The 13,618-nt window shown below is 69.9% G+C and carries 11 protein-coding genes; 4 read left to right on the forward strand and 7 right to left on the reverse strand.

The features are described 5' to 3' along the window. Nucleotides 1-34: 34 nt before the first annotated feature. Together folC and ACSVDM_RS06620 are read right to left on the reverse strand one after the other, a co-directional pair. Nucleotides 35-1,522, reverse strand: a complete 1,488-nt coding sequence (gene folC / locus ACSVDM_RS06615) for a bifunctional tetrahydrofolate synthase/dihydrofolate synthase (protein ID WP_439263606.1) — start codon at nucleotides 1,520-1,522, stop codon at nucleotides 35-37. After that, on the reverse strand, nucleotides 1,519-4,197 hold the full coding sequence (locus tag ACSVDM_RS06620) for a valine--tRNA ligase (RefSeq protein WP_439263608.1): 2,679 nt from the start codon (nucleotides 4,195-4,197) through the stop codon (nucleotides 1,519-1,521). Before ACSVDM_RS06620 ends, folC begins: the two co-directional genes overlap by 4 nt. 415 nt (nucleotides 4,198-4,612) lie before the next feature. Between ACSVDM_RS06620 and ACSVDM_RS06625 the strand changes: the two genes are divergently transcribed. Continuing rightward, nucleotides 4,613-5,242, forward strand: a complete 630-nt coding sequence (locus tag ACSVDM_RS06625; RefSeq protein WP_439263609.1) for an AAA family ATPase — start codon at nucleotides 4,613-4,615, stop codon at nucleotides 5,240-5,242. A gap of 114 nt (nucleotides 5,243-5,356) precedes the next feature. Here the strand turns inward: ACSVDM_RS06625 and ACSVDM_RS06630 are convergent, their stop codons facing one another. Together ACSVDM_RS06630 and ACSVDM_RS06635 are read right to left on the reverse strand one after the other, a co-directional pair. Next, nucleotides 5,357-6,307 carry a diacylglycerol kinase family protein gene (locus ACSVDM_RS06630; protein ID WP_439263611.1) on the reverse strand — a complete coding sequence of 317 codons (951 nt, stop codon included), beginning with the start codon at nucleotides 6,305-6,307 and terminating at the stop codon, nucleotides 5,357-5,359. Further along, nucleotides 6,304-7,881 carry an FAD-binding oxidoreductase gene (locus ACSVDM_RS06635; protein ID WP_439263758.1) on the reverse strand — a complete coding sequence of 526 codons (1,578 nt, stop codon included), beginning with the start codon at nucleotides 7,879-7,881 and terminating at the stop codon, nucleotides 6,304-6,306. The genes ACSVDM_RS06630 and ACSVDM_RS06635 overlap by 4 nt, the downstream gene beginning before the upstream one ends. Before the next feature lie 229 nt (nucleotides 7,882-8,110). On the opposite strand from ACSVDM_RS06635, the gene ACSVDM_RS06640 reads away from it, so the two are divergent. Both ACSVDM_RS06640 and ACSVDM_RS06645 read left to right on the forward strand, forming a co-directional pair. Further along, nucleotides 8,111-8,719 carry a TetR/AcrR family transcriptional regulator gene (locus ACSVDM_RS06640; RefSeq protein ID WP_439263759.1) on the forward strand — a complete coding sequence of 203 codons (609 nt, stop codon included), beginning with the start codon at nucleotides 8,111-8,113 and terminating at the stop codon, nucleotides 8,717-8,719. Between the two features lie 18 nt (nucleotides 8,720-8,737). After that, the gene (locus tag ACSVDM_RS06645; protein ID WP_439263613.1) at nucleotides 8,738-10,297 is read left to right on the forward strand and encodes a glycerol-3-phosphate dehydrogenase/oxidase; all 1,560 of its coding nucleotides are present in this window, start codon (nucleotides 8,738-8,740) and stop codon (nucleotides 10,295-10,297) included. Between the two features lie 181 nt (nucleotides 10,298-10,478). Here the strand turns inward: ACSVDM_RS06645 and ACSVDM_RS06650 are convergent, their stop codons facing one another. Both ACSVDM_RS06650 and ACSVDM_RS06655 read right to left on the reverse strand, forming a co-directional pair. Next, nucleotides 10,479-11,114 (reverse strand): GNAT family N-acetyltransferase, encoded by a 636-nt coding sequence (locus ACSVDM_RS06650; RefSeq protein ID WP_439263615.1) that lies wholly within the window; start codon nucleotides 11,112-11,114, stop codon nucleotides 10,479-10,481. After that, the gene (locus ACSVDM_RS06655) at nucleotides 11,111-11,752 is read right to left on the reverse strand and encodes a TetR/AcrR family transcriptional regulator (RefSeq protein WP_439263617.1); all 642 of its coding nucleotides are present in this window, start codon (nucleotides 11,750-11,752) and stop codon (nucleotides 11,111-11,113) included. Before ACSVDM_RS06655 ends, ACSVDM_RS06650 begins: the two co-directional genes overlap by 4 nt. 152 nt (nucleotides 11,753-11,904) lie before the next feature. Between ACSVDM_RS06655 and ACSVDM_RS06660 the strand changes: the two genes are divergently transcribed. Beyond that, nucleotides 11,905-13,065, forward strand: coding sequence for an FHA domain-containing protein (locus ACSVDM_RS06660; protein WP_439263618.1), 1,161 nt, complete (start codon nucleotides 11,905-11,907; stop codon nucleotides 13,063-13,065). 69 nt (nucleotides 13,066-13,134) lie between these two features. Here the strand turns inward: ACSVDM_RS06660 and mihF are convergent, their stop codons facing one another. Then, nucleotides 13,135-13,449 (reverse strand): integration host factor, actinobacterial type, encoded by a 315-nt coding sequence (gene mihF / locus ACSVDM_RS06665; RefSeq protein ID WP_019045768.1) that lies wholly within the window; start codon nucleotides 13,447-13,449, stop codon nucleotides 13,135-13,137. Between the last annotated feature and the right edge of the window lie 169 nt (nucleotides 13,450-13,618).

Here is a 13,618-nt window from a genome sequence, read left to right on the forward strand (position 1 = left end):
TTCGGCGTGCTCGCGTCGTTTTCCGGCTGACCACTCACGCCGGCCCCTTCCCGAACAGCGCGCGGGCGGCGCCGGCGGTGACCACCGATCCGGTGACGATCACGCCCGCACCCGAGATCACGTCGCCGTCGTCGCCGGCCTGTTCGGCCAGGGCGATGGCCGATTCCAGGGCGTCGGGCAGGGTGTCGGCGGTGATCACGCGTTCGTCGCCGAAACGCTGGACGGCCAGGTCGGCGAGGGTGTCCACATCCATGGCGCGCGGCGACCCGTTGCTGGTGACGACGATCTCGTCGAACACCGGTTCCAGGGCGTCGAGGATGCCCGCCGCGTCCTTGTCGCCGAGGACCGCGACCACCCCGACCAGCTTGCGGAAGTCGAATTCGCCGGTGAGCGTGTTCGCCAGCGCCTGCGCGCCCGCCGGGTTGTGGGCGGCGTCGACGAAGATCGTCGGCGCGTTGCGCATCCGTTCCATCCGGCCGGGACTGGTGACGGCCGCGAATCCGGCGCGCACGGCTTCGATGTCGAGCTGACGCTCGGCACCCGCCCCGAAGAACGCCTCGACGGCGGCCAGCGCGAGCGCGGCATTGCGGGCCTGGTGTTCGCCGTGCAGCGGCAGAAAGATCTCGTCGTAGACGCCGCCGAGACCCTGCAGGGTCAGCAGTTGGCCGCCGATCGCGACGGCCCGTTCCAGCAGCCGGAATTCCGCGCCTTCGCGCGCGACCGCCGCGTCGGCCTCCACTGCCCGGCGCAGCAGCACGTCCATCACCTCGGGGGCCTGTTCGGCGATCACCGCGACGGTGTCGACCGGAACCAGGGCTTCCTTGGCGCGCTTGATGATTCCCGCTTTTTCCTTGGCGATCGACTCGAGGTCGGGGCCGAGGTACTCGGTGTGGTCCAGGCCGATCGGGGTGATGACGGCGACCTGGCCGTCGATCACGTTGGTGGCGTCCCAGGTACCGCCCATGCCGGTCTCGACGACGGCCACGTCGACGGGTGCCTCGGCGAACGCGGCGTAGGCCATGCCGGTGAGCACCTCGAACTTGCTCATCGCCGGGCCGCCCGCCTCGGCGGAGCGCTGGTCGATCATGTCGATGTACGGCGCGAGCTCGTGGTAGGTCTCCACGTACCGGGCGGGGCTGATCGGCGCGTTGTCGATGCTGATCCGCTCGGTCGCCAGCTGCAGGTGTGGGCTGGTGATCCGGCCGGTGCGCCGGTGCAGGGCGGTGAGCAGCGCGTCGATCATCCTGGTCACCGAGGTCTTGCCGTTGGTGCCGGCGATGTGGATGGCCGGGTAGTTGTGCTGCGGGTTGCCGAGCAGATCCATCAGCGTGCTGATGCGCGTGAGCGACGGCTCGATCTTGGTTTCAGGCCAGCGTTTGTCGAGTTCGGCTTCCACGAGCGCCATTTCGGCCAGCTCGACCGGCGACGGACCGGTGCCGAGCTGGGCCGGGCGGTAGTCGTCACCGCCGAAGCCCGCCTCCTCGGGGCCGAGATCGCCGTCGTCGGGGCCGATGTCGCTCACTTGGCGCTCAGCTCCGCCAGGCGCGCGCTGATCCGGGCGACCTCCGCGGTGGCCACGTCGCGGCGAGCGGTGATCTTGTCGACCACCTGCTGCGGCGCCTTGGCCAGGAACGCCTCGTTGGCCAGTTTGGCGGTGGTCTGGTCGAGGTCCTTCTGCGCGACCGCGAGATCCTTTTCCAGCCTGCGCCGTTCGGCGTCGAGGTCGATGGCGCCGGAGGTGTCGAGCTGGACGGTCACCGTGCCGGTGGACAGGCGGACCTCCACCTCGGCGGTGGTCGCGAAGTCGTCACCGGGTTCGGTGAGACGGGCCAGGTTCGCCACCGACGCCGCGAAGCCGGCGAGTCCGGCTTCCTCGATGCCGACCAGCGTGGCCTTCACCTTCTGCTTGTCCGCCAGGCCTTGATCGCCACGGAAGCGGCGGATCTCGGTGATGAGCCGCTGCGCGTCGGCGACCCGCTGGGCGGCCCGCTCGTCGGCGGCGACGCCACTGGCCTGCGGCCACGGCGCGACCACCACCGATTCACCGCCGGTGAGCGCCTTCCAGAGGGTCTCGGTGACGAACGGGATCACCGGATGCAGCAGGCGAAGCACCGCGTCGAGCACGTTGCCGAGGATCACCGAGGTGCTCTCGGCGCGCGCATCGGACTCGGCGAACTGCACCTTCGACAGTTCCAGATACCAGTCGCACAGTTCGTCCCAGGCGAAGTGGTACAGCGCCTCGCAGGCTTTGCCGAATTCGTAGGAATCGAACGCGGAATCGACATCGGCGCGGACCTGGTCGAGCCGGTCGAGGATCCAGCGGTCGGCGTCGGTGAGCGTCTCGCGCGCGGGCAGGTCGCCGGTGCGTGCACCGTTCATCAGCGCGAACTTGGTGGCGTTGAACAGCTTGGTGACGAAGCTGCGCGAGGCGAGCGCGTGCGACTCACCGACCGAGAGGTCGCCGCCGGGCTGGGCGCCGCGGGCCAGGGTGAAGCGCAGCGCGTCGGCGCCGTAGGAGTTGATCCAGTCCAGCGGGTCGATGCCGTTACCGCGCGACTTCGACATCTTCTTGCCGTGCTGGTCGCGGATCAGGCCGTGCAGGAACACGTCTTCGAACGGGACCTGCTTCTGCCCGCCCTTGCCTGCCGTCAGCACCGGATCGTCGCTGACGTACATACCGAACATCATCATCCGGGCCACCCAGAAGAACAGGATGTCGTAACCGGTGACGAGCACGCTGGTCGGATAGAACTTCGCCAGCTCGGGGGTCGCGTCGGGCCAGCCCATCGTGGAGAACGGCCACAGACCCGAGGAGAACCAGGTGTCGAGCACGTCGGGGTCCTGCACCCAGCCCTCGGGGGCCTGCTCGTCCGGGCCGAGACAGACGATCTCGCCCTCGGGCCCGTACCAGATCGGGATGCGGTGGCCCCACCACAGCTGACGCGAGATGCACCAGTCGTGCATGTTGTCGACCCAGTCGAACCAGCGGGGTTCCTGACTGGCCGGATGGATCTTCACGTCACCGTCGCGCACCGCGTCGCCCGCAGCCTTGGCCAGGGTGTCGACCTTGACCCACCACTGCATCGACAGGCGCGGCTCGATCGGCTCGCCGGAGCGCTCCGAGTGACCCACCTGATGCTTGTAGGGGTACTTGCGCCCGACGATGCGGCCCTCGGCCTCGAGGCGTTCGCGGATCTTCACGCGCGCCTCGAAACGGTCCATGCCGTCGAATTCCGTTCCGGTGTCGGCGATCCGGCCCGCCTTGTCCATGATCGTCGGCATCGGCAGGCCGTGGCGCAGGCCGAGTTCGAAGTCGTTGGGGTCGTGGGCGGGGGTGATCTTCACCGCGCCGGAACCGAACTCCGGGTCGACGTAGTCGTCGGCGACGATCGGGATCTGGCGGCCGGTGATCGGGTGGTACAGCGTGGTGCCGATCAGCGCCTGGTAGCGCTCGTCGTCCGGGTGGACGGCGACGGCGGTGTCACCGAGCATCGTCTCCACCCGGGTGGTGGCCACGATGACGTGCGGTTCGTCGTCGTTCAGGGAGCCGAAGCGCATGCTCACGAGCTCGCCGTCGACCTCCTTGTGGTCGACCTCGAGGTCGGAGATGCCGGTCTGCAGCACGGGCGACCAGTTCACCAGGCGCTCGGCGCGGTAGATCAGGCCCGCGTCGTAGAGCCGTTTGAAGATGGTCTGCACGGCGCGCGAGAGCCCGTCGTCCATGGTGAACCGGTCGCGGCTCCAGTCGACACCGTCACCGAGGCGGCGCATCTGCCCCTGGATCTGGCCGCCGGACTCGCGCTTCCAGTCCCACACCTTGTCGATGAACAGCTCGCGACCGAAGTCCTCTTTGTTCTTGCCGTCGACGGCGAGCTGCTTCTCCACCACGGTCTGGGTCGCGATGCCCGCGTGGTCCATGCCCGGCAGCCACAGCACCTCGTACCCCTGCATCCGCTTGCGGCGGGTGAGCAGGTCCATGAGGGTGTGGTCGAGCGCGTGCCCCATGTGCAGGGTGCCGGTGACGTTCGGTGGCGGCAGCACGATGGAGTACGCGGGCTTGGCCGAGGTGGCGTCGGCGGTGAAGTACCCGGCGTTTACCCAGCCCTCGTACAGGTCGGCCTCTACCTCGCTGGGATTCCAGCTCTTGGGCAGGGCATCGGCACGATTACGCGAGTTGTCTGGGGCTGCGCTGGTCACGCCCCAATCCTAAGGGGAACAGACAACCGGGTTTCCCCCCGCCTCACCCCGCAGTCCCAGCCACGTACGACCCGGCCTCGAGGAGGGTCCGCCGCGAACCTCGAGCGCGCCAGCGCTCCAACAAAACAGAGGCGAGGTCTTCGGTGGATGAGGGACACCGAAGACTTCGCCTCTCGTGGTCGACTCTACCGGCGATTTTCGGCCGCCCCTCGAATACATAGCCAATTCTCAGATTCTTCCAAGCGGTGGTCGGCGAGGTTTGTGAGTGTCTCCATCGACACGCGGAAACTGTTGTCCGACAGGCCGGTCGACGCGAACTCAGGGTGTTCACCGATTGCCGAATTGTCTGTTTTCCCGGATTCTGGAGAGGGTGACGCCTCCGCTCGATGCCAGCTCCCCTCCCGCCGATCGATCCGTGCCGTCCCGGACCGTCATTCCCGTCGCACTGCTGGACTTACGCGCGGACCACGTCGACGAATTGCGCTACCCCGCCACGGCGGTGCTGATTTTCGCCGGGGTGCCCGGCGCGGGGAAATCCACTGCGCTGCATCGCCTTTTCGGCGCCGAACCGAACGCGGAGCTGCCGGTGCGGACGGCAGCGGGTGCGCTGGTGCTCGATTCCAACCACGCCCGCAACCGATTGCGGCACCGGCTGGGCCGGGTCCCCTATCCCCTGTGGCGTCCGCTGGTGCACCTGGCGCACTACCGGGCGATCCGCGCGGTGCTGCTGGTCGCCGACGGACCGGTCGCCATCCACGACTGCGCGACGTTCGCCTGGAGCCGTCGCCTGATCGCGCGGTGGGCGCGCTCGGGTGGGCGAGAGGTGCACATGGTGCTGATCGATGTGCCCGCCACCCAGGCCAGGCGTGGTCAGATCACCCGTGGCAGGCGGGTGAACACCGTCGCCTTCGGCGCGCACTGCCGCCGCTGGGAACGGCTGATGCGCGACCTCGGCGCCCGGCCGCTACCCGCGTCGTCGGTCGTCGTAGTCGACCGTCCCACCCTCACCGAGATCTCCCGGATCACCTTCGCGCCGCCCGCCTGATCGTGCTCGCCGGGTCGACGGTGCCGACCACAGGCATCGTCGACGGCACAGCCCGGACCCGTCGTGCCTGATGGCGACACCGGTCACCGGGTGCCGACTCGCCACTCGTCCGGGTCAGGGCACCAGCACTGTCAGTGCACCCGGCATCGCCTGGACCGTGACGGGAAGGGTGCCCGCCGGTTCACCGTCGGCGGTGGCGTATCCACCCGACGCTGTGACGGTGATGCGGCGGGCGCGGTATCGCTTGGTCGCGGGGTGATCGATGCGCTTGCCCGCCGACAGGGCGGGCAGCAGGCGCGCCATCTCCAGTCGCGAGACCGCACCGACCACCGTGATGTCGAGGTAGCCGTCGTCGGGCAGGGCGTCGGGGCACACCAGCATGCCGCCGCCGTAGGTGCGGGTGTTGCCGATGGGCGTCATCACGGCGTCGGTGTAGATCACCGCGTGCGCGTCGTCGGGGTTGTCGAGTGCGCCGGGCGCCAGACCGGACATCTCGATCTGGAACGGCAGCGTGTAGCCGCGCATGAGTTCGGCGGCGGCGGCGAAGGTGTAGCGCAGCGCTCCGCGCGGGCGGCGCATCGCGTTGGCGCGCAACGTGACTCGCGCGTCGAAACCGGCGCCGACGATGGTGGCGAACCAGGTGGGCGTGGCGCCTGCGGATTCGATACGGCCCAGATCGATGGTCTTCGTGCGGCCGCGCAGCACGATCTCGGCGGCGGCGCGCGGGTCGCCGGTGGGGATGCCGAGTTCGCGGGCGAGGTCGTTGCCCGTGCCCGCGGGAACCAGCCCGAGCGGCACACCGGTGTGGGCGACGGCGGCGAGCAGCACGTTCATCAGACCGTCACCGCCCACGCAGACGACCGCGCCGGGCCGCCTGGCCGGGTCGGCGATCGCGGCGGCCACCTGCTCCACCGATTCCGCCGCGCTCGGCGCCCGCACCTGTGCGACCTCCACGCCACCGGCCAGGGCTACCGCCAGGACCGCCTCGGCGACACCGTCACCGCGACCGGCACCGGAGTGCGGGTTGGTGACGAGCAATAATCGCTGTACCGAATGCTGTTTCACGGCACCAGCTTTCCAGGATTCAGCACGCCTGCGGGGTCGAGTTCGTGTTTCACCGCCCGCAGCACCTGTACGCCCAGGTCACCGACCTCGGCGCCCATCCACGGACGGTGGTCGGCGCCGACGGCGTGATGGTGGGTGATGGTGGCACCGGCCGCCACGATGGCGTCGCCCGCGGCGGTCTTGGCGACGCGCCACTGCGCGATCGGATCCTCTAGCTGCTTGGCGACGACGGTGAAGTACAGCGACGCACCGGTCGGGTAGGTGTGCGAGATGTGACACATCACCAGCGCGGGTGTGCCCTGGGCGGTGAGCGAATCCGTGAGCGCGGCAGTCACTTTCGCCTTCAGATTCGCCAGGTTCGACCAGCTGGTCGCGGTTTCCAGCGTCTCGCACAGCACCCCGACATCGAGCAGGGCGTCACGCAGATAGGGCGCGGCGAAACGGCCGTGTTCCCACTGTTCGGCCGGGGCGGTCCCGAGCGCGGTTCCACCGGCGGCGCTGAGCAGTTCGCTCGCTTCGGCGCTGCGGGCCGCGACATGGGCGGCGGTGCCCTCGAAGGTCGTCACCGCAAGGCAGCCGGAGACGGGCGCGCCGCCGATATCGCTCGAGCGGGCCAGGTTCAGGCCGGTCTCGGCCTCGTCGGACAGGCGGAGCACCGTCGGCGCCGCACCCGTCTGCACGACGGTGCGCAGGGCGGCCGCGCCGGTGGCGAAGTCGGGGAAAGACCACGCCTGGTAGACGGTGGTTTCGGGGATCGGGTGCACCCGCACGGTGACCGAGGTGATCACGCCGAGCGTCCCCTCGGACCCGACGAACAGTTCGCGCAGGTCGGGACCGGCCGCCGAGGCGGGCGCGCGGCCGAGATCGAGGGTGCCCTGCGGGGTGGCGACCACCAATCGCTGGACCATGTCGTCGAAACGGCCGTAGCCCGCCGACGCCTGCCCCGACGACCTGGTCGCGGCGAACCCGCCGATGGTGGCGAATTCGAAACTCTGCGGGAAATGCCCGAGCGAAAGACCGTGCCCGGCAAGCAGTTTCTCCGCCTGCGGGCCGGTGAGCCCGGCACCGAGGGTGGCGGTGCCACTCACCGCGTCCACGTCGGTGAGGGTGTCGAGCCTGCGCAGGTCGAGCGCGATCACGGTGGGGAACCGGCCGCGCACCGGGTCGACGCCGCCGACCACACTGGTGCCGCCACCGAAGGGCACCACCGCGATGCCGTGCGCGGAGCAGTACCGCAGGACGGCCAGCACCGCGTCGTGGTCGGCGGGCGCGACGATCGCGTCGGGCGCGTCCTGCGGGCGGGTGTCGCGGCGGCGCAGCAGGTCGAGGGTGCTCTTGCCGCCGGCGTGCCGCAGCCGGTCGATGTCGTCGGTGCTGACGTGCTCGGCACCGACCAGGGCAGCGAGGTCCGCGCGGGTGGTGGCGGTGAGCGTGCTCGCGACCAGCGGCACGTCGCCCTCGTCGCGTCGTGCCGCCGGCTCTCCCGAGATCCCGAAGACCTGGGTGAGCAGGCCGCGGATCTGCGCCGACAGGGGTTGATGTCCGGCGGGCACACCCCAGGCGTCCCACACCATACTCGGCCGTTCGGCCGTCGATCCGGACATTTCGCTGTTCAACTCGACCATGCGTTACATCCTGACATATAGTGTCAAGCAGTAACTACACGAGATCTCCTCGAGTCGGCCTCTACCCAGTTGTCGGATGTCACTGCCGCGAATTCGCGGCGACGAACCCACCGGCGCGCTCGATACCCTTGGGCGTTCCGGCCAGACCACGGCGCTCACCACGGCGTCGTCGAACACCATGGGGGTGTACAGGATGATCGACCTCGCGGCTCGAGCCGACCAGCGGCTTTCGCCTACCGATATGGCGATTCTCGATGCCGCGCGGGCCTGCGTCGTCGATTTCGGGGTGCGCCGCACCACGCTCACCGAAGTGGCACGCCGCGCCGGTGTGAGCAGGCCGACGGTGTACCGGCGGTGGCCGGACACCGGCTCGCTGATCGCGGAACTGCTGGTGCGCGAGCTACGCACCATCGTCGCCGAGACCATGCCCGACACCGGCCTCGGCCTCGACCGGCTGGTGCGCGGCATCGTGGCGGGCGCCGCGGCGGTGCGGGCCAACGCGGTGTTCGCCAAGATCTTCCGCACCGACACCGACCTCATGCTCACCTACGTGTTCGGCAGGCTCGGGCGCAATCAGCGCACGCTCATCGAACTGTTCGCCACCGCGATCCGGATCGGCCAGGAGGACGGGTCGATCCGGGCGGGCGAGCCCGAGCAGCTGGCCGCCATGCTGCTGCTCATCGCCCAATCGGCGGTGCAGTCCGCGGGCACGATGGCGCCCTTGCTCGAGGGTGCGCAGTTCGACACCGAGCTGGCGAGGGCGATCGAGGGTTACCTGCTTCCCTGAACCCCGACAAGGATTGTGATGACTGCTGATTCACCCACCGCGCTCGACGCGGCTCGCCGCACCGCCGACCTCGCCGCGCTCGGCGACCACCCGGAGGTGGACGTGGTGGTGATCGGCGCGGGTGTCACCGGTGCCGGTGCCGCGCTCGACGCCGCCGCGCGCGGCCTGCGCACCCTGCTGGTGGAACGCAACGACTTCGCCTTCGGCACGAGCCGCTGGAGTTCCAAGCTCGTGCACGGCGGGTTGCGCTACCTGGCGAGCGGGCGGGTCGGCGTCGCCCATGAGAGCGCGGTCGAACGCGGCATCCTGTTGCGCACCACGGCACCTCATCTGGTGCGCCCGCTCCCCCAGCTCGTACCGTTGCTGCCCGGTATGGGCGCGGCTCAGAGTTCGCTGATCCGGGCTGGTTTCGCCGCCGGTGACGCGCTGCGGGTGGCCGCGCGCACCCGGGCCGCGATCCTGCCGCGATCGCGAAAGGTCGCCGCCGCGGAGGCATTGCGGCTGGCGCCTACCGTGCGCCGTGACGGCCTGCGCGGCGGATTGCAGGCGTGGGACGGGCAGCTCGTCGACGACGCCCGCCTCGTCGTCGCCCTGGCTCGCACAGCGGCCGGACAGGGCGCGACCGTGCTCACCCGCATGGAAGCCATTGCGGCCGACGGCAATTCGGTGCGACTACGCGATACGCGCACCGGTGAGACCCTCGACGTGCGCGCCCGCGCCGTCGTCAACGCGACCGGCGTGTGGGCGGGCGAGGTGGACGGCAGCATCGAACTGCGCCCGAGCCGTGGCACCCACCTGGTGTTCGACGCCGCCGCCTTCGGCGGGCTCAGCGCGGCACTCACCGTGCCCGTGCCCGGCAGCATCAGCCGCTTCGTGTTCGCCCTGCCCGCCGCCCACGGCCGCGTCTACCTCGGCCTCACCGACGAGGACGCCCCCGGCCCGATCCCCGACGAGCCCCAGCCCACCGAAGCCGAGGTCGACTTCCTGCTCGACACCATCAACACCGCGCTGCGGGAGCCGCTGACACGCAAGGACATCCGCGGCCGCTTCGCCGGGCTGCGGCCCCTGCTGAAGACCACCGACGACAGCACCGCCGACATCTCCCGCGAGCACGCCGTGCTCACCGCACCCGACGGGCTCATCACCGTCGTCGGCGGCAAGCTCACCACCTACCGGCGCATGGCGCAGGACGCGATCGACGCCGCGATCGCGCACGCGGGCCTGTCGGCCGCACCGTGCCGCACCACCCGACTCCCCCTGGTCGGCGCGGTGTCCGGCGCGGCCCGCGACCGCATCGACGCTCCCCCGGTCCTGATCGAGCGCTACGGGTACGAAGCGGGCGCCATCGTCTCGGCTTGGCTGGCCGACCCGGCCCTCGCCGAACCCGTCGCCCCCGGAATCGACGTCACCGCCGCCGAATTCGACTTCGCCATCACCCATGAGGGCGCCGAAACCGTCGACGATCTCCTCGACCGCCGCACCCGCATCGGCCTGGTCCCCACCGACCGCGCCGCCGCGACCCCGGCCGCCGAAGCCGCCCTCGCCCGCAACGCCGCGATCATCGGACGTCGCTCGTAAGCCGCCCGACTCCGGAAGCGACCTTCGACCGCTACACCGACTCGAGGAGCCAGGGCCGGCGCAAGGCCACGCATTGCGAATTGGGCGCAGGACAGTCGCACACCCGCCGCCTGGACGCAGCGGCGGCGGACGGGTGGCGACTGGTGCTGCGGGCCGGCACCACCGACCCCCCAACGACGGGTCAGTCGTAGACCCAGCCCGTCAGGTCCACGCGCATGCACGCGCGCGGCCATTCGTCGAGGCCGTTGGCGGATTCCTCGGCGCGGACAGCGCGCAGACCAGGTGGTTCGTCGTCGACGGGGATGTAGGTGAAGCCGAGCCGCTCGTAGTAGGGCCCGTTCCACGGGACCTCGGTGAAGGTGGTGAGGGTGAGTTCGTGCAGGCCGCGGGATTTCGCCCAGGTGACGGCGTGGTCGATCAGGCTCTTGCCGATCCGCAGTCCGGCGTAGGCGGGGTCGACCGACACCTGGTCGATGTGCGGTTGCCCGTCGACGATGCCGAGCAGCAGGTAGCCGATCGGTTCGTCCCGCGCATCGGGCCACACCCAGGCGCGTTCCCCGACGAGGAACTCGCGCAGCAGTTCCGCCGACGGCGGCTCGTCCTCGGCGACGGCGACCATGCCGATCTCGGCGAACGGCGCACCGGCGCGACGTTCGATCTCCTGCAGCGTGGCGATATCGCGTTCGCGGGCCGGCCGGATCGGTCCGCCCGGCCGGACGAGCTCGCCGCCCCGGATCCGTTCACGGCGCTGAACGGGGTCGCCCGGTGCGATGGGGTAGCCGGTAACCAGCGCGGGTACGTGCTCGAGGCCGGTCATCGCACCTCCACGGGGGTGGTGAGGATGCCGTTGAGCAGCGCGGTCAGTGCCCACCGGGTGCGGGCCGCGGCGTCGCCCGCCAGGTGCTCGCGGGCGGCGGTGATGTTCGGGTAGCTCCGGGCGGGCAGGCCGGCGAGACGCCGCGACACGGCCGTGTCGTCGTAGACGGCCCGCTCGGCGGCCGCGGCGGTGATGTGCGGGTACAGCAGATCGACGGCCCAGGCGGCTCTCGCCGGGTCGAGCCCGCCCTCGCGCAGCAGGCCGAGCAACTGCTCGACCAGCCCGAGCGCGCGACCGGTGGACCGGGCGAACGCGACGAGTGCGAGACCTTCGTGACGGCCGAGCGCGTCGACGGCCGAGGTGACGAGGGCTTCCAGGCGCTCGCGCCAGTCGCCGTGGGTTGGTGTCGGTACGGCGGCCAGGACGTGGTCGAGCATGCCCGTCATCAGGTCGTCGCGATTGGCGACGTAGACGTAGAGCGAGGCGGCACCGGTATCGAGTTCCTGCGCCACCCGGCGCATGGTGAGCGCGGCCGATCCCTCGGAGTCGAGGATGCGCAATCCGGTCTCGATGACGATGTCACGACTCAGTGGAGCTTTCGCCGGTCTGGCCCGGCGACTGACGGGTGCGGCATTCATGGCAGGTAATCCTACTCGCCACCCGAACGTCGTTTGCGACGAACAATGTTCGCGAGACCGTCCGGTCAGTTTGCGAAGCCTGCGACAACCCGCTTCCGAGCCCGCCGTGTCCCTCTATGCTGGCAGTGACCCCATCCGACAAGGAGGCGTTGATGCGCGCGCATTCGTCCACCGTGGCAATCGTGCCCGGTACCGGAATCGTCGCTCGGTTCGGCGATGTCGTGGTCTATCTGGCCGGCGAGACACCGTCGACCGACCGGTTACTCGGTGCGGTCGAGACCGTCGCGCTCAACACCACAGCCTCGGCACCCGGTGCGGCACTCGCCCAGCGGCTGGCCGGGGTGGTGTTCGGCGGCGCGTCGGCGCCACCGCCGTTCGGTGTCCTCGCCCCCACCGCCGACGGGATCCTGATCTTGTTGCGCGGCACCGTGATCGCGGAGGTCTCCGGCGCCGAGGGCAACCGCCGCCTGGCCGGGGATCGCGCTTTCACCTGGGTCGACGAGATCATTCGCGAACCGGTCCGCCGCATCGCCATCGGCGCCGAGATGGCCGACCCGACCAGCGCCAACCCGCGGACGGACCTGCGCGCGGGCATCGTCAACGGCAACGGTTTCGTGCTCAACCTGGGCCGCCGTCGCGGTCCCGCACCGCGCCGGGTGGAGGCGATCGACGAACCACCACCCACCGAGGCCACCGGTTTCCAGGCGGTGCGCCCGCGCGGCGAGGCCGAGCCCGTCTCTGCTCAGCCGTCGACCAGCGGTTTCGCCGTGACCGACGAACCGGTGACGAGCATTCCGGACGGTGAGACCGTGAGTGTGGGTGGTCGACCCGATTCCGGCGAGGGCGCCACCGTGAGCACCGGTCCGCGCAATTCCCCCGCCGCACACGCACCGCTGGCGTGGTCGCAGGCGATCGATGCCGCCAAGCGTGCCGAGCCGGTGGGGCTGCGCAAAAGCCAAGAGCACCTGGGCAATTCGACCAGTCCGCGGGGCGCCTTGGTCACCGAGGACGGTCTGAGCTATCCCCTCGACCGGCCATATGTACTGGGCCGCAACCCCTCCGGCGACAATTCCGTTCGCCAGTCCGCTGCCACGCCGATCCTGATCGAACGCGATCGGCTGGTCTCGCGGGTTCACGCCTTCGTCGATCCCGACCGGGGCAAGGTGTTCGTCCGCGAAGCGCCCGCCACCTCCGGCACCTATTTCGCCGCCCCCGACAGCGACCGGTGGTCGCGAGTCGGCACCCTCCCGATCGAGCTGCAGCCGGGCTGGCGCCTGCGAATCAATGATTTCCTGCTGACCTACTGCGTCTGAGCTCCGCGAGCCCGAGACCATCCCGACGCCCGTGCGTGGTGCACCACGGGCGCCGGATCACGATCCGGCTCAGGCCTCGAGGGCGTCGAGCAGTGCCGCGCGCTGGCGTGCACCGAGACCACCGATACGACGATCCTCGGGGATCTCGGCCTGATCCATCAGCTTGGCCGCCTTCACCGGGCCAACGCCCGGCAGCGCCTTGATCACGGCCGCGACCTTGGTCTTCTTGACCAGGTCGTCGCTGTCGGCCTTCTTGAGCAGATCGGCGACGGTGACCTTGCCCTCCTTCACCTTGCCGATCAGTTCCGAGCGCGCCTTGCGCACGGCAGCCGCTTTGGCCAACGCCTCGGTGCGCTGTTCGGCGGTCATCGTAGGCAGTGCCATGTCTCCTCCGCTTCCACTCGTCACTCGAACATCTGATTGACGGACCGAGTAAACAGCACGAAATCAGCAGCATCAGTCCGACACACCGCGAGGATACGCCGATGAGTTTTGCGAGGTGAGCACGTCTTAATGGGTGAACGCCCTGCAAGGCGGACGAAAAGGACGAAAC

It is taken from the genome of Nocardia sp. JW2 (genome assembly GCF_051843015.1).
Taxonomy (GTDB): domain Bacteria; phylum Actinomycetota; class Actinomycetes; order Mycobacteriales; family Mycobacteriaceae; genus Nocardia; species Nocardia coubleae.

Bases quoted from the DNA above. Each gene is read 5' to 3' on its own strand.
- ACSVDM_RS06635 (WP_439263758.1), bottom strand. From the start codon at position 7,881: ATGGTGTGGGACGCCTGGGGTGTGCCCGCCGGACATCAACCCCTGTCG.
- ACSVDM_RS06640 (WP_439263759.1), top strand. From the start codon at position 8,111: ATGGGGGTGTACAGGATGATCGACCTCGCGGCTCGAGCCGACCAGCGG.
- ACSVDM_RS06645 (WP_439263613.1), top strand. From the start codon at position 8,738: ATGACTGCTGATTCACCCACCGCGCTCGACGCGGCTCGCCGCACCGCC.
- ACSVDM_RS06650 (WP_439263615.1), bottom strand. From the start codon at position 11,114: ATGACCGGCCTCGAGCACGTACCCGCGCTGGTTACCGGCTACCCCATC.
- ACSVDM_RS06655 (WP_439263617.1), bottom strand. From the start codon at position 11,752: ATGAATGCCGCACCCGTCAGTCGCCGGGCCAGACCGGCGAAAGCTCCA.
- ACSVDM_RS06660 (WP_439263618.1), top strand. From the start codon at position 11,905: ATGCGCGCGCATTCGTCCACCGTGGCAATCGTGCCCGGTACCGGAATC.
- mihF (WP_019045768.1), bottom strand. From the start codon at position 13,449: ATGGCACTGCCTACGATGACCGCCGAACAGCGCACCGAGGCGTTGGCC.